Annotated in this window: 22 protein-coding genes; 16 read left to right on the forward strand and 6 right to left on the reverse strand. The window is 65.5% G+C overall.

Going from position 1 to position 22,130, the window contains the following annotated elements:
• Positions 1-56: 56 nt before the first annotated feature.
• The 3 genes from RAD10_RS27370 to RAD10_RS27380 all read right to left on the reverse strand — a co-directional run bounded on the left by RAD10_RS27370 (position 57) and on the right by RAD10_RS27380 (position 3,310).
• Positions 57-1,391 (reverse strand): dicarboxylate/amino acid:cation symporter, encoded by a 1,335-nt coding sequence (locus tag RAD10_RS27370; RefSeq protein WP_091956870.1) that lies wholly within the window; start codon positions 1,389-1,391, stop codon positions 57-59.
• A gap of 84 nt (positions 1,392-1,475) precedes the next feature.
• Complete coding sequence (locus RAD10_RS27375; protein WP_461620068.1) at positions 1,476-2,033, reverse strand: biotin transporter BioY; 558 nt, start codon at positions 2,031-2,033, stop codon at positions 1,476-1,478.
• An 89-nt stretch (positions 2,034-2,122) separates the two neighbouring features.
• Positions 2,123-3,310, reverse strand: a complete 1,188-nt coding sequence (locus RAD10_RS27380; RefSeq protein WP_461619936.1) for a pyridoxal phosphate-dependent aminotransferase — start codon at positions 3,308-3,310, stop codon at positions 2,123-2,125.
• A gap of 176 nt (positions 3,311-3,486) precedes the next feature.
• Between RAD10_RS27380 and RAD10_RS27385 the strand changes: the two genes are divergently transcribed.
• The 10 genes from RAD10_RS27385 to aat all read left to right on the forward strand — a co-directional run bounded on the left by RAD10_RS27385 (position 3,487) and on the right by aat (position 13,371).
• A complete protein-coding gene (locus RAD10_RS27385) occupies positions 3,487-4,887 on the forward strand; it encodes a M48 family metalloprotease (RefSeq protein ID WP_461619937.1) in 1,401 nt (466 codons plus the stop codon).
• Between the two features lie 98 nt (positions 4,888-4,985).
• A complete protein-coding gene (locus tag RAD10_RS27390; protein ID WP_461619938.1) occupies positions 4,986-5,753 on the forward strand; it encodes a DsbA family protein in 768 nt (255 codons plus the stop codon).
• Between the two features lie 207 nt (positions 5,754-5,960).
• A complete protein-coding gene (locus RAD10_RS27395) occupies positions 5,961-6,749 on the forward strand; it encodes a DUF1236 domain-containing protein (protein WP_461619939.1) in 789 nt (262 codons plus the stop codon).
• Positions 6,750-7,007: 258 nt separating this feature from the next.
• Positions 7,008-7,475, forward strand: coding sequence for a type II 3-dehydroquinate dehydratase (gene aroQ / locus RAD10_RS27400; RefSeq protein ID WP_092262044.1), 468 nt, complete (start codon positions 7,008-7,010; stop codon positions 7,473-7,475).
• A 37-nt stretch (positions 7,476-7,512) separates the two neighbouring features.
• Complete coding sequence (accB, locus tag RAD10_RS27405) at positions 7,513-8,001, forward strand: acetyl-CoA carboxylase biotin carboxyl carrier protein (RefSeq protein ID WP_461619940.1); 489 nt, start codon at positions 7,513-7,515, stop codon at positions 7,999-8,001.
• Positions 8,002-8,098: 97 nt separating this feature from the next.
• Entirely contained in the window at positions 8,099-9,457 is a 1,359-nt protein-coding gene (gene accC, locus RAD10_RS27410) for an acetyl-CoA carboxylase biotin carboxylase subunit (protein ID WP_461619941.1), read from the forward strand.
• 106 nt (positions 9,458-9,563) lie between these two features.
• On the forward strand, positions 9,564-11,081 hold the full coding sequence (locus RAD10_RS27415) for a sensor histidine kinase (protein ID WP_461619942.1): 1,518 nt from the start codon (positions 9,564-9,566) through the stop codon (positions 11,079-11,081).
• A 5-nt stretch (positions 11,082-11,086) separates the two neighbouring features.
• Positions 11,087-11,527, forward strand: coding sequence for a response regulator (locus RAD10_RS27420; protein WP_018323001.1), 441 nt, complete (start codon positions 11,087-11,089; stop codon positions 11,525-11,527).
• Positions 11,524-12,627, forward strand: coding sequence for a sensor histidine kinase (locus tag RAD10_RS27425; protein WP_038970183.1), 1,104 nt, complete (start codon positions 11,524-11,526; stop codon positions 12,625-12,627). The genes RAD10_RS27420 and RAD10_RS27425 overlap by 4 nt, the downstream gene beginning before the upstream one ends.
• Positions 12,628-12,690: 63 nt before the next feature.
• Positions 12,691-13,371 carry a leucyl/phenylalanyl-tRNA--protein transferase gene (gene aat, locus RAD10_RS27430; protein ID WP_028144855.1) on the forward strand — a complete coding sequence of 227 codons (681 nt, stop codon included), beginning with the start codon at positions 12,691-12,693 and terminating at the stop codon, positions 13,369-13,371.
• A gap of 39 nt (positions 13,372-13,410) precedes the next feature.
• On the opposite strand, the gene RAD10_RS27435 is transcribed toward aat, so the two are convergent.
• Positions 13,411-14,442 (reverse strand): DUF2155 domain-containing protein, encoded by a 1,032-nt coding sequence (locus RAD10_RS27435; RefSeq protein WP_461619943.1) that lies wholly within the window; start codon positions 14,440-14,442, stop codon positions 13,411-13,413.
• 208 nt (positions 14,443-14,650) lie between these two features.
• Here RAD10_RS27435 and RAD10_RS27440 point away from each other — a divergent pair, with 208 nt between their 5' ends.
• A complete protein-coding gene (locus tag RAD10_RS27440) occupies positions 14,651-15,598 on the forward strand; it encodes an alpha/beta hydrolase (protein ID WP_461619944.1) in 948 nt (315 codons plus the stop codon).
• 32 nt (positions 15,599-15,630) lie between these two features.
• Entirely contained in the window at positions 15,631-16,635 is a 1,005-nt protein-coding gene (locus RAD10_RS27445; protein ID WP_461619945.1) for a Na+-dependent transporter, read from the forward strand.
• On the opposite strand, the gene RAD10_RS27450 is transcribed toward RAD10_RS27445, so the two are convergent.
• Positions 16,632-17,570 (reverse strand): GlxA family transcriptional regulator, encoded by a 939-nt coding sequence (locus RAD10_RS27450; RefSeq protein WP_461619946.1) that lies wholly within the window; start codon positions 17,568-17,570, stop codon positions 16,632-16,634. The two genes, RAD10_RS27445 and RAD10_RS27450, sit on opposite strands and share 4 nt — an antisense overlap.
• A 95-nt stretch (positions 17,571-17,665) precedes the next feature.
• Here RAD10_RS27450 and RAD10_RS27455 point away from each other — a divergent pair, with 95 nt between their 5' ends.
• Together RAD10_RS27455 and RAD10_RS27460 are read left to right on the forward strand one after the other, a co-directional pair.
• Entirely contained in the window at positions 17,666-18,352 is a 687-nt protein-coding gene (locus tag RAD10_RS27455) for a DJ-1/PfpI family protein (RefSeq protein WP_461619947.1), read from the forward strand.
• An 82-nt stretch (positions 18,353-18,434) separates the two neighbouring features.
• Positions 18,435-19,154 carry a DUF899 family protein gene (locus tag RAD10_RS27460; protein ID WP_461619948.1) on the forward strand — a complete coding sequence of 240 codons (720 nt, stop codon included), beginning with the start codon at positions 18,435-18,437 and terminating at the stop codon, positions 19,152-19,154.
• 356 nt (positions 19,155-19,510) lie between these two features.
• Here the strand turns inward: RAD10_RS27460 and RAD10_RS27465 are convergent, their stop codons facing one another.
• The gene (locus RAD10_RS27465; protein WP_028144863.1) at positions 19,511-19,918 is read right to left on the reverse strand and encodes an NADH:ubiquinone oxidoreductase subunit NDUFA12; all 408 of its coding nucleotides are present in this window, start codon (positions 19,916-19,918) and stop codon (positions 19,511-19,513) included.
• 243 nt (positions 19,919-20,161) lie between these two features.
• On the opposite strand from RAD10_RS27465, the gene RAD10_RS27470 reads away from it, so the two are divergent.
• Both RAD10_RS27470 and RAD10_RS27475 read left to right on the forward strand, forming a co-directional pair.
• Positions 20,162-20,827: a BA14K family protein gene (locus RAD10_RS27470; protein ID WP_461619949.1), complete on the forward strand. Its 666-nt coding sequence runs from the start codon at positions 20,162-20,164 to the stop codon at positions 20,825-20,827.
• Positions 20,828-21,132: 305 nt separating this feature from the next.
• A complete protein-coding gene (locus RAD10_RS27475) occupies positions 21,133-22,017 on the forward strand; it encodes an outer membrane protein (RefSeq protein ID WP_461619950.1) in 885 nt (294 codons plus the stop codon).
• Positions 22,018-22,130 lie beyond the last annotated feature (113 nt).

Raw genomic sequence — 22,130 nt, forward strand, 5'->3', positions numbered from 1 at the left:
CGACCAGCCCTATGACTTCAAGGTCTGACAGCACAGCTCGCGCTGTCGGATCCAGATCAGTCCGTCGTGATCGCCGTCTCCATGTCGGTCGGATCGATCTGCTTGGAGAGGTTGGCGTTGAGCTTGTCGCGGTCGAGCTCACCCTCCCACCAGGCGACGATCACGCAGGCGACGCCATTGCCGCACAGATTGGTCAGCGCGCGGCACTCGCTCATGAACTTGTCGATGCCGAGCACGATCGCCATGCCCGGCACGAGGCGCGGGTCGACCACGGCCAGCGTCGCCGCCAGCGTGATGAAGCCCGCACCGGTGATGCCGGAGGCGCCTTTCGAGGTCAGCATCGCCACGACCAGAATGGTGAGCTGCTGGCTGAAGCTGAGATCGACGCCGAGCGCCTGCGCGATGAACAGCGTCGCCAGCGTCATGTAGATGTTGGTGCCGTCGAGGTTGAACGAGTAGCCCGTGGGCACTACCAGACCGACCACCGACTTGGAGCAGCCGAGCCGCTCCAGCTTCTCCATCATGGACGGCAGCGCGCTCTCCGAGGAGGAGGTGCCGAGCACGATCAGCAGTTCGTCCTTGATGTAGGCCAGAAACTTGAAGATCGAGAAGCCGGCCAGGCGCGCGATGATGCCGAGCACGACGAACACGAACAGCGCCGCGGTGGCATAGAAGGTCGCGATCAGACCGATCAGGTTGAGGATCGCACCGGTCCCGAACTTGCCGATGGTGTAGGCCATCGCACCGAACGCACCGATCGGTGCCGCGCGCATCACGATCGAGATGACGCCGAACACCGCATGCGCCGCATCGTCGATGAAGCTGCGGATGGTGTGGCCGCGCTCACCTAAGCTCATGATGGCGAAGCCGAACAGCACCGAGAACAGCAGCACCTGCAGGATCTCGCCTTGCGCGAAGGCGCCGACCACGGTGTCCGGAATGATGTGCAGCACGAAGTCGACGGACTTCTGGCCGGCGGCCTGCTTGGCGTAGTTCGCAACGGCCGCTTCGCTCGCCGCAGCATTGCCAAAACCTGCACCCGGCTTGACGAGATTGCCGACGATGAGACCGATGACCAGCGCGAAGGTCGAGACGACCTCGAAATAGACCAGCGCCTTGACGCCGATGCGGCCGACCTTCTTGGCGTCCTGGATGTGGGCAATACCGGAGACCACGGTGCAGAAGATGATCGGCGCGATCACCATCTTGATCAGCTTGATGAAGCCGTCACCGAGCGCCTTGATCCATTCGTTGGTTGCGAACTGTGGCCACAGCCAGCCGACAATGGCACCGAGCACGATCGCGATCAGCACCTGGACGTAGAGAACCTTGTACCACGGCTTGGCGACGGGCGGCGCGACCGGCGCCCCCGCCATCGTTGTCGTCGTCATCGTTTCACTCCCCCTCAAAACACTGGGCCAGCCAAGATCAACTTGGCCGGCCCTGTCAATTGGAACCGCTCGCTGTTGCGCGTTTTACCGGCGGCGATCGATCAGCCTGCGCGCCGCCGGCATCAACGCCGCGCCAAGCGCGTTCTTGATCAGCGAGGCCGCAACGAACGGCACGATGCCGACCTGCCAGGCCTTCGCAACGCCGAGCCCCAGGCCGAACGCCAGCCAGCCGAACCCTGCGGCCAGAATGACGATATGGCCGACAGCCATCGCTGCGAACAGCAGCATGACACTGCGATCCCAGCCGCGCTCGGCGAGCCAGCCGGTCACGAAGGCGGCCGCAATGAAGCCGAACAGATAGCCCGCAGTCGGGCCAACCAGCGGTGCAATTCCACCCACCGGCCCGGCGAACACCGGCGCGCCAAGCGCGCCTTCGGCGAGGTAGGCGATCATGGTTGCGCTGCCAAGGCGCCAGCCATAGGCAGCGCCGATCATCAGCACCACCAGCGTTTGCAACGTCATGGGCACATAAGGCAGCGGCAGGCTGACCTTGGCTGATAGCGCCATCAATGCGGTGCCGAGCGCAATCAGCACGACGGCACGCACCGCGCCGACGGTTTCGCCCGGCCGGGTCGGCCACATCAGTGCGGCGAGAGGAAAATGCGGCGTGGCGGTGGTCGGGACAGATCGGTCAGACAAGATGAACTCCGGAAGTGGTCGAAAACTGGCGGCTATTTAAGCCAGTGAGCGATCCGGTCAACTGCCTCTCGCATCTCTCCGGGCGAGCGCGCATAGGAAAGACGAATGAACGAGCGGCCGTGAACGGGATCGAAATCGAGCCCGGGCGTGGCCGCGACGCGCGCCTGTTCCAGCATCTGCTTGGCGAACTCGAAACTGTCGGAGGTGAAGTCCGAGACGTCGGCATAGAGATAAAATGCACCATCGGCCGGCAGAAACTTGGCTAGCCCGGCTTTCGGCAATCCCTCGATCAAAATGCGCCGGTTTTCCTGATAGCCGTGCTTGATCGCCTCCATCTCGGCCGCGCCGTCGAAGGCGGCCTCTGCCGCGATCTGCGACAGCGACGGCACCGAGATCGACAGGTTCTGCTGCAGCCGCTCGATCGGTCGCACCAGAATTTCAGGCACGACCATCCAGCCGACGCGCCAGCCCGTCATGCAAAAATACTTCGAGAACGAGTTGATCACGAGTGCGTGCTCGGAGAGCGCGGCCGCGGTGACCGCCGGAAACGCATAATCAAGCCCGTGATAAATCTCGTCCGAGATGAACCGGATGCCGGCATCTTCGGCGGCCGCCATCAAGCCGGCGAGCGCTTCGCGGGACATCATCGTCCCCGTCGGATTGGCGGGACTGCCGACCAGCACGCCCTTCAGCGGCGCCTTGCGATGTGCCGCAAGCAACGCCTCGCCAGTGAGCGCATGGCGCGTCTCGTTCGTGGTCTCGATCAGCACCGGCTCGCAACCGAGCGCGGTGAGGATATGGCGATAAGGCGGATAGCCCGGCACCGTCACGGCGACGCGGTCGCCGGGCTCGAACATCGACAGGAAGGCCAGGATGAACCCGCCGGAGGAGCCGGTGGTCACCACGATCCGGTCAGGGCTGACGTCACAGCCATAGGCATCGCGATAATGGCGCGCGATGCGCTCGCGCAGGCTGGGAATGCCGAGTGCGGAGGTATAATCGATCCGCCCGGCCTCGAGCGCCGCGTGGGCGGCCGCAATCGCGGTGCTGGGCGCCCCGGCCGCGGGCTGGCCGACCTCCATGTGGATGACGTGGCCGCCGGCGGCCTCGATTCGGGCTGCCGCGGCCATGACGTCCATCACCATGAACGGGGGAACATCACTGCGGCGGGAGGGCTCGAGCCACTGCCCCAACCGGTTCCTCAAGGTCGCATCGTGCATCGATTTCTGCTATTTCGCTGGCGGGCCGGTCCGTCCGGTCCGGGAAACGGGGCGCTTGCGCCCCAGACTGGCCGCATTGTACGGCTCATAAGGGTAACGCTCATAAGGGCATATCGCGTATCCGGTCCGCCGCCAATCGCCAAAACCAATCACGAAACTGCTCTCCAGACCGTTTGATGTTTCTCCAGATCGCATTGCGCAAGAAGGCCTCCGCCCTCACCGCCCTCGTCACGGCTGCGGCGATCGCGCTGCTGCCACTCCCGGCGGCGCGGGCGCAGCAGAAGGGGCCACCGGTCCTGCGCGACACCGAGACCGAGCAGCTGCTGCGCGAATATACGCGCCCGATCCTGCGCGTCGCCGGTCTGGAGAAGCAGAACATCCAGATGGTGATCCTCAACGACGGCTCGTTCAACGCGTTCGTCGCGGACGGCCGCCGCATCTTCGTCAATTACGGCGCGATGCTGCAGTCGGAGACGCCGAACCAGATCATCGGCGTGCTCGCACACGAGACCGGGCATCTGGCGGGCGGCCATCTGTCAAAGCTGCGCGAGCAGCTCGCCGCCGCCCAGACCCAGATGATCATCGCCATGCTGCTCGGCGCTGGCGCGATCGCCGCGGGTAGCACCCAGCGCAGCAGCGCAGGCAACAACGGGCTCGCCAATGCCGGCGCCGCCGCGATCTCAGCTCCCCAGGAGGTAATCCGCCGGACGCTGCTGTCCTACCAGCGCCAGCAGGAGGAGAACGCCGACCGCGCCGGCGTGAAATTCCTGACCGCGACCCAGCAATCGCCGAAGGGCATGTACGAGACCTTCAAGCGCTTCACCGGTGAGAGCCTGTTCGCCGCGCGCGGCGCCGATCCCTATCTCCAGTCGCATCCAATGCCGGCCGAGCGCGTCGCCGCGCTTCAGGAATTCGCCAGCTCCAGCCCCTACTGGAACAAGAAGGACGATCCCGCACTGCAGCTCCGCCACGACATGGTGCGCGCCAAGATCTCCGCGTTCATGGAGCGGCCGGAGACGGTGTACCGCCGCTATCCCCAGACCAACGACAGCATGCCGGCGCGCTATGCCCGCGCCATCAGCACCTATCTGCACGGCGATCTCCGTAGCGCGCTCGCCCAGATCGACGCGCTGATCCAGGTCCAGCCCAACAATCCGTACTTTTACGAGGTGCGCGGCCAGGCCCTGTTGGAGAGCGGCAAGCCGGCCGAGGCAGTCGCTCCGCTGCGCAAGGCCGCACAGCTTTCCAACAACGCGCCCCTCATCGAGATGTTACTTGGGCAGGCTCTGGTTGGAACCGATAATAAGGCCTACACCGACGACGCCGTTCGGATTCTCCGCGCCGCGGTGGCGCGAGAACCCGAGGCGGTGCTCGGTTATACCCAGCTCGCGATGGCCTATGGCCGGAAGGGCGACTATGCCGAAGCGGATCTCGCCTCGGCGCAAGCCGCTTACCTGCGCGGCGACAACAAGACCGCCCGCGAGCTCGCCACGCGCGCGAAAACCCGTTTCGCCGTCGGCACGCCCGGATGGGTCAAGGCCGACGACATCGTGGCGGCGAAGCCGCCGCGCAACTGACGCAACTCGAACGACGCCCGATACCACGACGTCACGACACCGAGCTTAAGTCCGCCGGGACGTATTCCGAAACCTGCTTTGGATAAGAGGATTCACCTATGCCTTCGCTGCGCCTGCTTGCTCCCGCGTTGTTTGCGCTCGCCCTGTTCGGCGCAGCCGTGCCCGCGTCGGCCGACAGTTTCTCCGACACCCAGCGCACCGACATCGAGAAGATCATCAAGAACTATCTCATCAGCCATCCCGAGGTGCTCGAGGAGGCCATGGCCGAGCTCAGCAAGCGGCAGGCCGCGGCCGAGACGCAGAAGCACGAGGCCAGCATCGCGCAGAATGCGGACGCGATCTTCAACTCGCCGCGCCAGGTCGTGCTCGGCAACAAGGACGGCGACGTCACCTTCGTCGAGTTCTTCGATTACAATTGCGGCTACTGCAAGCGCGCGATGGACGACATGCTCACCATCATGAAGGCCGATCCGAAGCTGAAGGTGGTGCTGAAGGAATTTCCGGTGCTGAGCCAGGGCTCGGTGGAGGCTGCGCAGGTCGCGGTCGCCGTGCGCATGCAGGATCCCTCCGGCAAGAAATATCTCGACTTCCACCAGAAGCTGCTCGGCGGCCGCGGCGCGGCCGACAAGGCGCGTGCGCTTCAAGCCGCCAAGGAAGCGGGCCTCGACACCGCAAAGATCGAGAAGGACATCGCCAGCCCCGAGGTGCGCGCCACCATCGAGGAGAACTTCAAGCTCGCCGAAGCGATGGGCATGAACGGCACGCCGAGCTATGTCATCGGCAAGCAGATCGTGATCGGCGCCGTCGGCGTCGAAGGCCTCAAGGAAAAGATCGGCATTGCCCGCTGCGGCAAGGCGACCTGCTGATCATACGTTTACGATCCTGAAAACCCGAAAAGGCCGGCTGACAAGCCGGCCTTTTTCTTGCGCCGAACGTTGGCGACTTCGTGCAAAGTCATTCATCTGGCATTCAACAAACAAATGCCGCGGAACAGGCGAAGTTCCGGAACAACTCAAATCTCCTTTCGTTGTCGGCGCGGGCAATGACGCAAAGAAACACGTGAGGAGAATTCGATGTTGAACCGCTTTATGATTTCTGTCGCCGCAGTCGCCCTGGTCGCGGGCGCCGGTCTGGCGAACGCACAAGACAAGGGCCGTGACAGCGGCGCTGGCTCGCAGCAGATGCAGCATTCGCAGCCTTCCGGCGGCGCTGCCGAGCGGGGCGCGACCGGCCGCGACTCCATGAGCCATGACAAGGGCACCGTCGGCCAGGCCGGTGGCGCTGGCACCATGAAGTCCGATCGGGCTTCCGAAGACAAATCCGGCGCGATGAAGGACGAGCGCTCCCCGGGCGGCGCGATGAACAAGAACGCGGCCGAGGACAAGGCCGGCGCCACCAAGGGTCAGCGCACTGACGAACGCGCGCAGGACAAGTCCCAGCAAGACAAGTCGAAGAGCATGAGCTCGGATTCGACGAAGTCTGACCCCGCCAAGTCTGCCAAGGACATGAAGGCCGAGGACAACAAGGCCGGCGGCGCCGCCAAGACCAACAATGCGGCTACGACCGACAAGTCCCAGACCACGACCGGCACCGCCTCCGCGACGGCTTCCGCGCCGCCGGCCGAAAAGCGGACCGAAATCTCGACGGCGATCAAGTCGACCAAGATCGAAGAGACGACGAACGTCAACTTCAACATCTCGGTCGGCACCGCGATCCCGGCCTCCGTCCGAGTCCATCCGCTTCCGCCCCGGATCGTGGAGATCTACCCGGAGTGGCGTGGCTATGAGGTGATCTTTGTCCGCGGTCAGTACGTAATCGTCCGTCCGCAGACGCGCGAGATCGTCTACATCATCGAAGGCTAAGCTGCTTCGCTGAAGCCCAAATGGGCCCTTGCCGAGAGATCGGCAGGGGCCTTTGGCCTATGCGTCGCCCTCCCCTGCGAGCCTCCCTCCGGCAGCCACGATTAGAACTGGTTAACAAGCAATTTCCGTAGCTTCCGCACAGGTTTTTGCACCGGGGATGAGGTACCTGAAGGCCCCTGGGAGGCCCTTCAAGGCTTCCCCTAGGCCGCTTTGTTACCTATAACCCCGCCACGCCGAGCACCTCTTCCCGGGATTGGAATGGCAGAACCTGCAACCGATACGATCCTCGTCCTGAACGGGCCGAACCTCAACATGTTGGGAACGCGCGAGCCCGAGAAGTACGGCCACGCCACGCTGGCCGACGTCGAGGCCCTGTGCCGGGAGACCGCGGCAACGTTCGGCCTCAAGGCCGATTGCCGGCAGTCCAACCGCGAGGGCGAGTTGATCGACTTCATCCACGAGGCGCATGCGCGCAAGATGAAGGGCATCATCGTCAATGCAGGCGGCTATTCGCACACCTCGATCGCGCTGCACGACGCGCTGCTCGCGGTGCAGATCCCGACGGTCGAGGTGCATGTGACCAACATCCACGCCCGCGAGAGCTTTCGTCACCACTCCTACACCGCACGCGCGGCTTTCGCCTCGCTCTGCGGTTTCGGCATCGAGGGCTACCGCCTCGCCATCCAAGGCCTTGCCGCCAAGCTTGCCATCAAGCCCAAAGCCTGAAGCCCCCTCATCAAACAGAACATTCGGATCAAAGAACATGGCGCGCCAGCCAGACGACAAAGCAGCCGCAAAGTTTTCCAGCGAGGATTCCGCGCTCGTCCGCGAGCTCGCTTTGCTGCTCGATGAGACCAGCCTCACCGAGATCGAGATCGAACGTGCGGGCCTGCGCCTGCGCGTCGCCCGCAACGTCAGCGTTGCTGCGACCATGCCGATGCAGATGGCAGCCGCTCCCGCCGCCCTGCCGGTCGCCTCCGCCGCGCCTGCCGCCACCGGTCCCGACCTGTCGAAGCATCCTGGCGCCGTCAGCTCCCCGATGGTCGGCACCGCCTATTGGGCACCGGAGCCCGGCGCCAAGCCATTCATCGAGGTCGGCAGCAAGGTCTCGGTCGGACAGACGCTGCTGATCATCGAAGCCATGAAGACCATGAACCAGATCCCCTCGCCGCGCGCCGGCACGGTGACGCAGATCCTGGTCGAGGACGGCCAGCCGGTCGAGTACGGCGAGCCGCTGGTGATCATTGAGTAGGCGAATGGGGAGTAGCGAATAGCGAAGGGTGTCACCGTTCTCTACTCGCTATTCGCCACTCGCCATTCGCACCTTCCTGTTTGCCCCCTGAGGCACCATGTTCGACAAGATCCTCATAGCCAATCGCGGCGAGATCGCCCTTCGCATCCTCAGGGCCTGCAAGGAGCTCGGCATCGCGACCGTCGCCGTGCACTCCACCGCCGACGCCGATGCCATGCATGTGCGCCTGTCGGACGAGAGCGTCTGCATCGGACCGCCGGCATCCAAGGACAGCTATCTCAACGTGCCCGCGCTGCTCGCGGCCTGCGAGATCACCGGCGCCGATGCCGTGCATCCCGGTTACGGCTTCCTGTCCGAGAATGCCCGCTTTGCGGAGATCCTCGCCGAGCACAATCTGCATTTCATCGGTCCCAAGGCTGAGCACATCCGCCTGATGGGCGACAAGATCGAGGCGAAGAAGACCGCCAAGAAGCTCGGCATCCCCGTGGTGCCCGGCTCGGACGGTGCGGTCGGTCCCGATGACGACGCGCTGGCGATCGCCAGAAAGATCGGCTTTCCGGTACTGGTGAAGGCGGCGGCCGGCGGCGGTGGCCGCGGCATGAAGGTCGCGCAGAGCGAGGCCGACCTGCAGGTGGCGCTGTCGACGGCGGCCAACGAGGCCAAATCCGCCTTCGGCGATGCCTCGGTCTATCTGGAAAAATACCTCCAGAAGCCGCGTCACATCGAGATCCAGATTCTCGGCGACGGCCGCGGCGGCGCGATCCATCTCGGCGAGCGTGACTGCTCGTTGCAACGCCGCCACCAGAAGGTCTGGGAAGAGGGCCCCTCGCCTGTCCTTGCCGCCGCCGCGCGCGCCAAGATCGGCGAGACCTGCGCCAAGGCGATGCGCGAGATGAAATATCTCGGCGTCGGCACCATCGAGTTCCTGTTCGAGGACGGCGAGTTCTACTTCATCGAGATGAACACCCGCATCCAGGTCGAGCATCCCGTCACCGAGAGCATCACCGACATCGACCTCGTGCTGGAGCAGATCCGCATCGCCGCCGGCGGCGATTTGCCGGCAAGGCAGGAAGAGGTTCAGGTCATCGGCCATGCGATCGAGTGCCGCATCAACGCCGAGAACCCCCAGACCTTCCGGCCCTCGCCCGGCCGCATACTGCAATACCATCCGCCCGGCGGACTCGGCGTCCGGATCGATTCCGCGGTCTACCAGGGCTACACGATCCCGCCCTATTACGATTCCCTCGTCGGCAAGCTGATCGTGCACGGCAAGACCCGCGCCGAATGCCTGATGCGGCTGCGGCGGGCGCTGGACGAGATGGTCGTGGAAGGCATCGAGACCACGCTGCCGCTGTTCCGCGCGCTGGTGCGTGAAGACGACATCATCAACGGCGATTATCACATCCATTGGCTGGAACAGTACCTGGCCGGCAAGACGGAACCCGCTCCGCGATAAATCCACTTTCGTCGTGGAACCCTTTGGGCCCCATCGCGTTCTCGACGCGGGGACAGTTCCAAGGGGGCGTTTTGACTTCCGCTGAACGTGACAGAGCGAGGCCGTCGTGACGGCCGAGGCCCATCGACGGCGCGCATTTTGGCAGATCCTGCTGATCGCGGCGGGCCTTCTGATTCTGACTGTGATCAGCGCCGGTTCGGTCTACCTCGTCAACAAGGCGCGGGACGACAGCAAATGGGTGGTTCACACCATCGAGGCGGAGAGCCAGATCAACGCCCTGCTGCTCGAAATCCGCCGCGCCGAGAGCAGCGCCCGTGGCTTTCTCCTGACACAGGGACCGGATTTCCAGTCGGACCACGAGAAGGCCGTCGCAGCGATCATTCCGGCACTCGATAAGCTCACGCGCCAGATCGGCGACAATCCGGCGCAACGCGACAGCATCGAGAAGCTGAGTGCGGCGATTGCGACCCGGCTCGACCAGTTTTCGCGCGAGATGAAGTTCGTGAAGGAGGGCCAACCGGACAGGGCCACGGCGCTGATCCGCGAGGCCGCGGCCGGCAACACCACGACGACGATCACCAACTTGGCCAACGCGATGATCCGCGAGGAGGAGCTGCTGTTCCGGGTCCGAACGGCAAACTCCGACCGGAGTCAGACCCTGGCTGCATCGATGACCGGCATCGGCTCCGGCCTCGTCGTGCTGCTGGCCCTGATCTCGACGTGGCTGGTGCGGCGCTCGGCCCGCGCCCGTGACGAGGCCGAAGCGCGCATGCGCGATGCCAACGTCAATCTGGAGTCCGTCGTCGACGAGCGCACCGCGGACCTGCGCGAAGCCAACGCAGAGATCCAGCGCTTTGCCTATATCGTCAGCCACGATCTGCGCTCGCCGCTGGTCAACATCATGGGCTTCACCAGCGAGCTCGAAGAGCTCAGCGGCGATGTCTTCCGCCGCCTCGGCAGCCTCACCCAAGTCCCCGCCGGCGGGCCGCCGCTGGCGCCTAGCGCGCCCGGCGAGATCGTGCTCGAAGGCGCCGACAAGCAGCTCTCGGAGGATTTTTCCGAAGCGCTCGGCTTCATCAAGACGTCGATCGCCAAGATGGACCGGTTGATTTCGGCCATCCTCAACCTCACCCGCGAGGGCCGACGCGAATTCCAGCCGGTGAAGATCGACACCAGCGAGCTGATCGAGGCCATCGTGTCGACGCTGGCGCACCAGGCCGCCGAGGCGCAGGCCCAGATCCACCTCGAGCCTCTGCCTGACATCGTCAGCGACCGGCTCGCACTCGAGCAGATCTTCTCCAATCTGATCGACAATGCGATCAAGTACCTGAAGCGCGGGGTGCCCGGCGAGATCAGAATTCGCGGGCGGACCAAGCTCGGCTACGCTATCTTCGAGATCAGCGACAATGGCCGCGGCATCGATCCGAAGGATCATCAGCGGATATTCGACCTGTTCCGCCGTGCGGGAACCCAGGACAAGCCCGGCCAGGGCATTGGTCTTGCGCATGTGCGTGCACTTGTGCGTCGCCTCGGCGGCACCATGTCGGTATCATCGGAACTGGACGCGGGCAGCACCTTCACGATCACGCTGCCGATCGCCTGGAATGTGAGCAACCGGAACTGAGATCGATGACCCAGCCTGTCACCATCATCATGATCGAGGACGACGAGGGGCACGCCCGCCTGATCGAGCGCAACATCCGCCGCTCGGGAGTCAACAACGAGATCGTCTCGTTCCCCAACGGCACGGACGCGATGCAGCATTTGTTCGGCGCCGACGGCAGCGGGCTCGTGCAGAAGGGCAACGCGCTGCTGATCCTGCTCGACCTCAACCTGCCCGACATGACCGGGATCGACATCCTGAGGCAGATCAAGGAAAACAAATATCTGAAGGCTTCGCCTGTGGTGGTGCTGACCACCACCGACGATTCCCAGGAAATCAAGCGTTGCTACGAGCTCGGCTGCAACGTCTACATCACCAAGCCCGTCAACTACGAGAATTTCGCCAATGCCATCCGGCAGCTTGGCCTGTTCTTCTCGGTCATCCAGGTCCCTCCCGCCGCCCCATGAACCAGCGCACGCCAACACTGCTCTACATCGACGACGACAGTGCGCTGGCGCGCCTGGTCGATCGCGGCCTGACGCGGCGCGGCTACAGGGTCGTCCATGCCGCGAGCGGCGAGGAAGGCCTGGAGCGCATCCGCCGCGCCGCGGTCGAGGGCGGCATCGACGTGGTGGCGCTCGACCAGTACATGCCCGGCCTCGACGGGCTCGAGACGCTGGAGCAGATCATGGCGATCCCGGGGGCGCCGCCGGTGGTGTTCGTCACGGCCTCGCAGGATTCCAGCATCGCCGTCACCGCGCTGAAGGCCGGCGCGGCCGATTATCTCGTCAAGGACGTCACGGGCGATTTCATCCCCCTGCTCCACGTCGCGACCGAGGGCGCGCTGCGCCAGGCCGAATTGCAGAAGGCGCGCGAGGAAGCCGAGGCCGAGATCCATGCCTCGCGCGACCGCTACGCCGCCCTTGCCGCCGAACGCGAGCTGCTGCTGCGCGAGGTCAACCACCGCGTCGGCAACTCGCTCCAGATCATCGCCTCGCTGCTGCACCTCCAGGCAAGCTCCGCCGCGCAGGACGAGGTCAAGGCGGCACTGACCAATGCGATGGGCCGCGTCGCCGCGGTCGCGCAGGTGCACCGCCGCCTCTACACCTCGCAGGATCTGAAGAGCGTGGTCCTGAACCAGTATCTGGACTCGCTGCTCGAGGATCTCCGCCGCTCGGCCGAAGGCAACCGGATGTCGCGCCTGACGCTGAAGGCCGAGCCGATCGAGATCGATCCCGACCGCGCGGTCGCTGTCGGCATCATCGTCAACGAGCTGGTGATGAACGCGGTGAAATACGCCTATCCCGACGGCGCCGGCCCGATCCATGTCGAGCTGCACGCGCAGGGCGACGATGTCCTGCTGTCGATCACCGACGACGGCGTCGGCGACAACGTCAAGGCCGATCCGCGCTCCACCGGCATGGGCCAGCGCATCGTCGCGGCCATGGCCTCCAAGCTCGACGCCACGGTCGAGCGCGATCCCGCCCATTCCGGAACCCGGATCGTGCTGAAATTCGCTCGCATGCCCGCAGCCCCCGGCAGGACCAGCACCGCCGCCGCGAGCTGATCTCGCTGCCCTGCTGCGCACCCCCATCGCAACCGCGTCGCGATCCTGCTATGATTGCGAACCATGACTTCGCGCGACTCCGCCCCATCTGAAATCACACCGGCCGTGCTGCTGCGCGCCTATGCCTGCGGCATCTTTCCGATGGCCGAGAGCGCCGAAGATCCGACCCTGTTCTGGGTCGAGCCGGAGCTGCGCGGCGTCATCCCCCTCGATGGATTTCGTGTCGCCTCGCGGCTCGCGCGCACCGTGCGCTCGGATGTGTTTCGCGTAACCGTCAACACCGCGTTCAAGGCGACGATCGCCGGCTGCGCCGCGCCGCAGGCCGGACGCGAGGACACCTGGATCAACAAGCGCATCCGTGACCTCTATGGCGGCCTGTACGAGCTCGGCCATTGCCACAGCGTCGAGGCCTGGCAGGGCGAGGACCTCGTCGGCGGGCTGTACGGCGTCAGCCTCGGACGGGCCTTCTTCGGCGAGAGCATGTTCCACACCGCGCGCGATGCCTCGAAGGTCGCTCTGGTGCATCTCGTCGCGCGGCTCATCCATGGCGGCTTCGAGCTGCTCGACACCCAATATGTCACCGAACATCTGAAGAGCTTTGGCGCGGCCGAGATCTCGCGGCGGCGCTACACCGCGCTGCTCGACAAGGCGCTCGCGGGCGAGCCCGGCGATTTCCTGAAGCTCTCTGCGGGTGAGGCGATCCCGGGCGCACGCGCGCTCGAGATCATCGCCGCGCGGCAATAATCTAGCCAGGCCTAGCGGCCGAACCCCGGGGGATTTGGCCTAGCGGCCAAACCCCGGAATACCGAACAGACCCGGCCGCTGCTCGGGCGGCGGAGGCGGCGGTGGCGCCGGTTGCTGCTGCTGGATCGGCGCAGGCTGCGGCGGACGCTGCTGCACCTGCTTCGGCGCGGCCTTCTTCTGCGCGGGCGGCGGCGGAGGTGCGGGCTTGGTCGCGGGATCCGGCGCTGCGGTCGCAATGGTCTGCTGCGGCTCTTTGCAGTCGGTGAGCCAGATGTCGTAGATCGGGTGCTCGACGCCGTGCAGGCCCGGACTTGCCGCGTACATCCAGCCCGAGAAGATCCGCTTCACCTCGCCCTGCAAGGTGATCTCGTCGACCTCGACGAAGGCGTCGGTGTTGGTGGCCTCGGTCGCCGGCCGCGTGTAGCAGGCGTCGGTCTTGACCCTGAGCGCGCCGAACTGGACGGTCTCGCCGATCTCCTCGTCGAAATTGATGATGCGCCCGGTGATCTTGTCGAGCCCCGAGAACGTCGCCTTCTTGTTCACGATCTTCTGGGCCGGCGGCTCGGTGACAACCTCGTCGCCCGGCTGCAGGCTTGCCGGGGTCTGCGGCACGGCACCACCCGGCCCGCCCTTCTGCTGCGGCTGGCGACCCGGCGCACCCGGCTGGCCGGCGCCCGGCGGCGCGACCGCCACAGGCGGCGGCTGGTTTGGCGGGGCGACGGTGGAGCCGGGCGGCGGCGCCAGAGGCTGGGTCTCAACCGGCCCCGGCATCACATTGCCCTGCCGGCCCGGCGGCGGAGGCATGGGGCGCGACGGCAGCACGCGGCCCTGCGGCGGCAGCTCCGGCACCTCTTCGTCGTCATCGGGGATCTGCTGCGGCTGGGGCTGGCCACGCGGAATGTTGCCGGGGGGCCGCAGCGGAGGCGGATCGGAAAAGATCGTGCCGATCTGCGCCTGAGCCGGCGTCGCAACCGTCAGTGCGGTGGCGGCCAAAAGCGCCGCAAGACCTGTCAGGGTAATGGTTCGAAACATCTCGCGCGGCTTCAACAGCGAATCGGGCTTGTTGGACATTCTACAGGGGATACCGCCGCTCGCAGGCCCTCCGGTTAACACGGGGAATACGGCGGGGGAAGGGCGGCATCCCTGCCCTGCCCGCCGCCCGCTGGCCAGGGCGGCTGACGGGTGGGATAGTCGAAAGCCCCTCCCAGGGGCGCGAGGCGGACATCGCCCCGAAAATGACATCCAACGATAACCGGAAACCCCAGAGGTGCGCCCTTCCATGCCCGTTGTGCTCGATCCCGATGCCACCGCCGTCTACAAGGCTTTCCAGGAGGCCGGCCGCCCCGCCTACGAGACGCTGACAGCGCCGGAAGCGCGCGCCTATTATTCGCAGGCCCGCTTTGCCACCAACCCCGAGCCGCCGGAGCTCGCGCGCGCCACGCCGCTATCGATCCCTGCGCCGCACGGGGTGATCCCCGCGCGCCTCTACGTGCCCAAGGAGCCGCGCCGGCACGACGCCCTGTCGCCCGCGCTGGTGTTCTTCCATGGCGGCGGCTGGGTGATCGGCGATCTCGACTCCCACGACGTCGTCTGCCGCCAGTTGGCCGACGCCGGCGCGCTGATCGTGATCTCGGTCGACTACCGCCTCGCGCCCGAGCACAAATTTCCCGCGGCCATTGAGGATGCCATCGCCGCGACCCAATGGATCGCCGCGAACGCGCGCGAGCTCGGCATCGACGCCTCGCGCCTGTCGATCGGCGGCGACAGCGCCGGCGGCAATCTTGCCGCGGTCGTGGCGCTCGCCGCACGTGAGGCTGGCGGTCCCGCGATCGCGGGCCAGGTGCTGATCTATCCGGCCACCGATTTCGCCATGACGCACGGCTCCCACAGCGAGCCCGAGACCAGCGTGCTGCTGACGCATTCGGTGATCCGCTGGTTTCGCGACCACTACCTCAACGGCGCGGCCGACATCCACGACTGGCGCGCTTCACCGGCGCGTGCGCAAGATCTGGCCGGCCTGCCGCCGGCCTATGTGCTGACCGCCGGCGCCGATCCGCTGCGCGACGAAGGCGACGAATATGCCGAGCGCCTCAAGCAGGCCGGCGTATTAGTCACGACCAAGCATTATCCCGGCCAATTCCATGGCTTCTTCACGATGGGCAAGCTGTTGCAGCAGGCCAATGTTGCCGTCAGCGAGATCGGCGCATGGCTGAAGGGATTGGGGTGACAGTCCCGTAGCCCGACGCACCAACGATACCGATGCCTCTCCTTCTCCAAACCATCATCACCTTCCCGCTGCGCGTCCTGACATGGCTCGGCGGCCAGGGCACGCGCGGAGTCGCCGCTGTCGTATTCATCGCGGCCGCGGTGCCACCGCTCGGCGCGCTGCTGCGTCCCTATCTCACCGAGGCGATCCTCTGCCTGCTCTGCATCTCCTTCATGCGGGTCGATCTGGCCGCCCTCTACAGGCATCTGCGCCGGCCGGCGCTGGTTGCAACCGCCACGGCCTGGACCACGATCGGCGTGCCGCTGATCGTCGGATTGATCGCCCACGCAACCGGACTCACGGCTCGCGCGCCCGGGCTTTCGCTCGCACTGATGCTCCAGAGCATGGCCTCGCCGATGATGGCCTCTCCGGCCCTGGCCGCGCTGATGGGTCTTGATGCCACGCTCGTGCTGATCACGCTGGTGACCTCGACCGCGCTGGTGCCCTTCACGGCCTCGATGTTCGCCGGCCTCTTCCTCGGCGACATGCTCAGCGTCACGCCGTTGACGCTGGGCCTGAAACTGCTCGGCATCCTCGCAGCATCGCTGCTGGCGGCGACCGCCATCAGATGGATCTTCGGCGCGGAGGCGATCCAGCGTCACAAGACGCCGATCGACGGCCTCAACATCATCATCCTCTTCATCTTCGCTGCTGCGATCATGGGCGATGTCGTCAGCGACCTTCTCGCACAGCCGCTGTTCACCCTCGGCCTCGCAGCTCTCTCATTCGCGATCTATTTCACCCTGCTCGCGATCACCACGCTGCTATTCCGCCGCATCGGCTATGAGCGCGCGCTGGCGCTCGGGCTGATGGTGTCACAGCGCAATCTCGGCCTGATGCTGGCGGCGACGGCCAGCGCATTACCGCCTACCACCTGGCTATACTTCGCGATGACACAGTTTCCGATTCACCTTGCGCCTTACATGCTGATGCCGATCGCGCGGCGCCTGACGGTACGCGCGAACACCTCCAGCTCTGCTGCGACAAGCACCCCCTAACCCGCCCTCGCCGCGCGCCGCAGCGCCTGCGGCGGCTGGCCGAAGGCGCGGATGAAGGCGCGGCGCATGCGCTCGGGGTCACCGAAGCCGGTCGCTTCGGCGACGAGCTCGATCCCCTCCCGTGAGGACTGCACGCGCTCGCGCGCGACTTCGAGCCGCAGCCGCTCGATCGCCTTCGAGGGCGTCGTGCCGGTCTCCGCGGCGAAGGCGCGGGCGAAATGCCGTGCGCTCATGCCGGCACGATCGGCGAGGTCCTCCACCGTCAGCGGCGCGTCGAGATTTTCGCGCGCCCAGGACAACAGCGCGCCGAAGCGGCCGTTCGGCGTCTTCAGCTCCAGCAGCGAGGAGAACTGCGACTGGCCGCCGCTGCGGCGATGGTAGAGCACGAGCTGTCGCGCGGCCTGCTGCGCGATCTCCTCACCATGGTCCTCGGTGACCATCGCGAGCGCCAGATCGATGCCGGCGGTAATGCCGGCCGACGTCCAGACATTGCCGTCGCGGGTGAATATCTGGTCCGGCTCGAACTTCACCTTCGGATAACGCGCGACGAAATCGCGCGTCCGTCCCCAATGCGTGGTGGCGCGGCGGCCGTCGAGCAGCCCCGCCTCGGCGAGCACATAGGCGCCCGAGCAGACGCTCGCGACGCGCACGCCGCGCCGCGCCAGCCGCTGCACGAAGGCGCGCGTGACCTCGCAGCGCGCGGCATCCGCAACGCCCGCGCCGCCCGCGATCACCAGCGTCGTGATCGCATTCGCCGACTTGAAATCACGCGCCATCATCTCGACGCCCGACGAGCTGCGCACCAGTCCCGCGCTCGCGGCCAGCACGCGCAGCGCAAGCGTCTTGCCGGTGCAGCGCGCCGCGACCTCGAACACCGAGATCGGGCCGGCCGCATCGAGCAGCTGGAAATCCGGGAAGATCAGGATGCCGATCATAGCCTGCGTCCGAAATAGAGGGAATTACGCCATTTCAGACACAACCGCACCATGCCAATCTTCCCGCGTCAAGCTCATCTTTAGAGGACCTGCCGATGTCGTCACCGCTCCAGATCGGTCTTCTGGTATTTCCGCGCGTCACCCAGCTCGACTTCACCGGTCCCTTGCAGGTGTTCTCCATGGTGCCCGGCGCGAAGCTGCACCTGATCTGGAAGCGGATCGAGCCGGTGCCGAGCGATTCCGCGCTCATCGTGACGCCGACCACGACATTCGCCGACTGCCCGCAACTCGACGTCATCTGCGTACCCGGCGGCCGCGGCACTGACGACCTGCTCAATGACGAGGAGGTGCTCGACTTCCTGCGCCGGCAGGCCGAGGGCGCCAAATACGTCACCTCGGTCTGCACGGGTTCGCTGGCGCTCGGCGCCGCCGGCCTTTTGAAGGGCTACCGCGCCGCCACCCATTGGAGCGCGATGGAGATGCTCAGCCAGTTCGGCGCGACGCCGACCAAGGCGCGTGTCTGCGTCGATCGCAATCGCTTGACGGGCGGCGGCGTCACCGCAGGAATCGATTTCGCGCTGACGCTGGTGTCGACGCTGATCGACCGCACCACGGCGGAGGCGATCCAGCTCGGGATCGAATATAATCCGGCGCCCCCGTTCACTTCCGGCTCGCCCGATACCGCGCCCGCAGAAGTGCTCGCTTCCGTCAAGCAGCGCATTGAGCCTTTGCAGGCCTACCGCCTCGATGCCGTCGAACGCGCGGCGGCGCGTCTGATGTAGGCATTCCACCTTCGGCGGTGGAACTGAGATTTTGGGGGGCGAGTTAAGCCCGCACGAAACTCACAGCATCCGGAGCGCAATCATGGAGCATCTCCACTACCCCAACGAAAGCACTGAGTATCGTGCCGCGCGAAATGCATTGCTGGATGAGGAGATTGCCCTCCGGGCTCAGATTGAGGTCGTTTCTGCCAGGCGTCGCGCGCTGCCGCTCGGTGGCGAGGTGCCCCAGGATTACGTCTTCGAGCGCATCGGCAAAACGAGCATGCCGGAACAGATCAGGATGTCGGAACTGTTCGGCCCGCATGACACGCTGATCCTGTACAGCTTCATGTATGGACCGGAGCGCGAGCTGCCCTGCCCCGGCTGCACCCATTTGCTTGACGGGCTCGACGGCGCCGCAAGGCATGTCGGCGAGCGTGCCGCGCTTCACATTGTTGCAAAATCGCCGATCGCGCGTCTCGCCGCCTGGGCCCACGAACGCGGTTGGGAACATCTGTCGCTGCTGTCCACCGCCGGCAACAGCTTTGACGCGGATTACTTCGGCGACACCTCGAAATTCTCCAAGGGTATGCGCGCGCAGCACCACGTTCCCGAGGGGCAGAACTGGGACGAAACGATCTTCAACGTCTTCAAGAGAGCGAACGGCAAGATCAGGCACTTCTGGGGCTCGGAGATGAGCTTCGCGCCGCCCGCGCCGAAGCAGCATCATCGCGCCGGTGATCTGGTCGATCCGCTCTGGGGCCTGCTCGACATGACGCCTGAAGGCCGCGGCGACTTCTTCCCGAAGGTGCGCTACGACTGAGGCGCACAAACCGGCCGACGAAGTGCCTCAAAGAAAAAGGCCGCTCGGTTTCCCGAGCGGCCTTTCCTGTCTTACGGCGGCTGCACATTCACATCGGGCGATTTCGGACCTTCCAGACCGGGGGCCTATCTCCCGATCGAGTCCTGGTCGGCGGCCGCTGCATTTCGGGACAGTCGCGAGCTGTTGCCCGAACCGAACGCGATGGTTTCCCATCTCCGTAAGATGGGATCATTGAGCCGCATCGCCCGCATCAGTGCAACGACCGCGCAAGCGTCATCCCCGCTGTTCCCGTTGTCCACAGCGGCGTGATGCGGATGCGGATGCATCCCAGTCGAACGATGGAAGATCGCGGGCAGTTAGCCAGGCGTCCAGGGCTGATAGTCGCCGGTCGCCTTCGGACGCTTGCCGCTGGCCAGCGTCGAGCCCGAGGGCCGATAGGCCTTTGCCGTGCCGGTGAGATTCGGCTGGTGCGGCTTTTCCCATTCGCGCGGCTGATAGTTGGCCTCGGTCGGCGGCACATCGACGACGTGATGAATCCAGCCGTGCCAGGACGGCGGGATCCGGCTGGCTTCCGCATAGCCGTTATAGACCACCCAGCGTCGCTCGAAGCCGAGCGTGGGATCGACCGCCCCGCCGCGGGTGCGATAGTAGAGATTGCCCTGCTCGTCCTGGCCGACCAGCTCTCCGTACCGCTTGGTCCAGAGTTGGGTGCCAAAAGTCTGGCCGTTCCACCAGGTGAAGAACTTGAGGAAGAATTGTTTCATGCGGCAAGGGCCCTGCTTCGTCGGGTCCTGATGCCATCCGGGCGGCGAAATGTCCAGTTCGGCGGGGCGGCGGTGCCCTCGGCAAATGCGCCGGCCTCGCCATGAACGCTGCCGCAAATCGGACGCGATCCGTTCATGCCGGGTACAGCCATTGAGAGCGAGGCTCCGTTCACGCGCAAACCGGCGTGATCCCAGGAACCCCAGCCCTTTCATAGGGTTTGCTTCCGGGAAAGGAGTTTTATCATGAAAAGTCTGAAAGTTTTGAGTGCCGCCGCAGCGCTGGCGCTCGTTCTACCCATGACCTCACCGAGCTTTGCACAGGGGCCCGGCGGCGGTGGCCGTGGCGGCGGTGGTGGCGGCCACGTCGGCGGTGGTGGTGGTGGTGCTCACTTCGGCGGTGGCGGTGGCGGCGGCGCTCACTTCGGTGGTGGCGGCGGCGCGCGCATGGGTGGCGGCGGCTTCGGTGGCGGAGCACGAATTGGCGGCGGCCCCGCGTTGCAGGGCGGTGGCGGCAACTTCGCGGCCGGCCCAGCGGTACGTCCGAGCGGCGGCACGTCCTTCACCGGTGGCGTCAGCCGTAACTTTGCAGCCGCCAACGGCGGCACCTGGCAAGGCCGCGGCGGCAACTGGAGCGGCGGAGGCTGGCATCATCACCATCGTCGCGGCGGTTTCTGGCCGGGCTTCGCGGCCGGTGCGGCGATCGGCGGGCTCGGCTCGTATGCCTATTACGGCGGCGGCTATTACGATGACCCCTACTACTATGGCGACAGCTACTATGATGAGCCGTCCGTGGCGGTGGTCCCGGATAGCGGCGGCGACCCTGCCTATTGCGCGCAGCGCTACAAATCATACGACCCGGCGTCGGGCACCTATCTCGGTTATGACGGCCAGCGGCATCCCTGCCCGTAAGACGGCCTGAACAATCGATGCAACAAATCGCATGGGCCGCGCCGGTGATGGCTGGCGCCGCCCATGTGCGTTCTCCAAGCCGCCTGCAATTTCCCCAGTCCACCCGGTGATGCCCTGCAAAAGGGGGAAGCGACTAGGCCTGTCGCCGGCGGTCTAAACTTCGGGTTGAGTCTGCCGGTTCGTTCCTGAAATAGTTGTTGAATATCTGCGGATGTGTCCTGCGAGTGACAGCATTCGGCTCGACAGGCTTCTAAGCTTGCCGAATTCCGGCACGAAGAATTGCCAAACACATTTTGGGGACGGGCATGAAGACGCGCACGATCGTGGTGGTGGCGGCGAGCGCCCTGTTGGCAGGAGTTGCGACGGCTGATGCCGCTGACATGGCGGTCAAGGCACCCGTGGCAGTTCCGGCGCCGATTTTCAGCTGGACCGGCTTCTATGTCGGCGGAAATATCGGCGGGGCCTGGAGCCGCAATTCGTCGGACACCTACAACGGCGTTGTCTTTCCAGGCTTCATCGTCCTGCCGCCGAACGCCGCGGTCCCAACCCTCTTCCCCGGACAACTGGATACGTTGACGGGACCCGGCACCAAGAGCGCCGTGATCGGCGGTCTCCAGGCCGGATACAATTGGCAGGTGCAGCGCGTCGTGCTCGGTATTGAAGCCGATGCCGCCGGCACGGGCTTTGATGGGGCCACCGAAACCCGATCGCGGACCTTCGGCGCTCCGCTCATCATCGGCACGCCGGTCACCCAGACCGTGACGGTCGATTACGGTCATATCAACTGGATGGCCTCGTTCCGCGGCCGGCTCGGGTTCACGGCAGACCGCGTCCTGTTCTATGCAACCGGTGGCGCCGCCGTCGCCGATGTCAGCGGCAGCAAGGCGACGGTGGTGAATGGTCCGGGTATCGCCATCCCCGCAGGCACCTTCACGTCGGCCGGCAGCGGCTCGGAAACCCGTTGGGGCTGGACTCTCGGCGGCGGCGTCGAGTGGGCGTTCGCCAATCAATGGAGCGTGGCGGCCGAATATCGTCATTCGGATTTCGGCAGACGCAGCGTCAACATCGTGATCCCCGACGGTTTCGGCGGCACGGCAGGAGCCGGCACGACGACCGGCAGATTGACCACTGATCAGGTGACCGCACGCGTCAACTACCGCTTCGGCGGCCCGGTCGTCGCGCGCTATTGATGTTGGCTGGACCGGGCTGAGCCGTTGCCGTCATCCTTCCTCGTCTCGGCGTGACGGCAGGAAGCGGCTATGATTCTTTGCAACGCCTGAACGCCCGCCTCGTCCTTCGAGAC

It is taken from the genome of Bradyrhizobium sp. 23AC, from assembly GCF_054863025.1.

Coding starts and splice junctions, on each gene's coding strand:
- RAD10_RS27425 (WP_038970183.1), top strand. CDS start 11,524: ATGAACCAGCGCACGCCAACACTGCTCTACATCGACGACGACAGTGCG.
- RAD10_RS27470 (WP_461619949.1), top strand. CDS start 20,162: ATGAAAAGTCTGAAAGTTTTGAGTGCCGCCGCAGCGCTGGCGCTCGTT.
- RAD10_RS27375 (WP_461620068.1), bottom strand. CDS start 2,033: ATGTGGCCGACCCGGCCGGGCGAAACCGTCGGCGCGGTGCGTGCCGTC.
- RAD10_RS27420 (WP_018323001.1), top strand. CDS start 11,087: ATGACCCAGCCTGTCACCATCATCATGATCGAGGACGACGAGGGGCAC.
- accC (WP_461619941.1), top strand. CDS start 8,099: ATGTTCGACAAGATCCTCATAGCCAATCGCGGCGAGATCGCCCTTCGC.
- RAD10_RS27395 (WP_461619939.1), top strand. CDS start 5,961: ATGTTGAACCGCTTTATGATTTCTGTCGCCGCAGTCGCCCTGGTCGCG.
- aat (WP_028144855.1), top strand. CDS start 12,691: ATGACTTCGCGCGACTCCGCCCCATCTGAAATCACACCGGCCGTGCTG.
- RAD10_RS27465 (WP_028144863.1), bottom strand. CDS start 19,918: ATGAAACAATTCTTCCTCAAGTTCTTCACCTGGTGGAACGGCCAGACT.
- RAD10_RS27455 (WP_461619947.1), top strand. CDS start 17,666: ATGTCGTCACCGCTCCAGATCGGTCTTCTGGTATTTCCGCGCGTCACC.
- RAD10_RS27460 (WP_461619948.1), top strand. CDS start 18,435: ATGGAGCATCTCCACTACCCCAACGAAAGCACTGAGTATCGTGCCGCG.
- RAD10_RS27445 (WP_461619945.1), top strand. CDS start 15,631: ATGCCTCTCCTTCTCCAAACCATCATCACCTTCCCGCTGCGCGTCCTG.
- RAD10_RS27435 (WP_461619943.1), bottom strand. CDS start 14,442: ATGTCCAACAAGCCCGATTCGCTGTTGAAGCCGCGCGAGATGTTTCGA.
- accB (WP_461619940.1), top strand. CDS start 7,513: ATGGCGCGCCAGCCAGACGACAAAGCAGCCGCAAAGTTTTCCAGCGAG.
- RAD10_RS27380 (WP_461619936.1), bottom strand. CDS start 3,310: ATGCACGATGCGACCTTGAGGAACCGGTTGGGGCAGTGGCTCGAGCCC.
- RAD10_RS27450 (WP_461619946.1), bottom strand. CDS start 17,570: ATGATCGGCATCCTGATCTTCCCGGATTTCCAGCTGCTCGATGCGGCC.
- aroQ (WP_092262044.1), top strand. CDS start 7,008: ATGGCAGAACCTGCAACCGATACGATCCTCGTCCTGAACGGGCCGAAC.
- RAD10_RS27390 (WP_461619938.1), top strand. CDS start 4,986: ATGCCTTCGCTGCGCCTGCTTGCTCCCGCGTTGTTTGCGCTCGCCCTG.
- RAD10_RS27475 (WP_461619950.1), top strand. CDS start 21,133: ATGAAGACGCGCACGATCGTGGTGGTGGCGGCGAGCGCCCTGTTGGCA.
- RAD10_RS27440 (WP_461619944.1), top strand. CDS start 14,651: ATGCCCGTTGTGCTCGATCCCGATGCCACCGCCGTCTACAAGGCTTTC.
- RAD10_RS27370 (WP_091956870.1), bottom strand. CDS start 1,391: ATGACGACGACAACGATGGCGGGGGCGCCGGTCGCGCCGCCCGTCGCC.
- RAD10_RS27385 (WP_461619937.1), top strand. CDS start 3,487: ATGTTTCTCCAGATCGCATTGCGCAAGAAGGCCTCCGCCCTCACCGCC.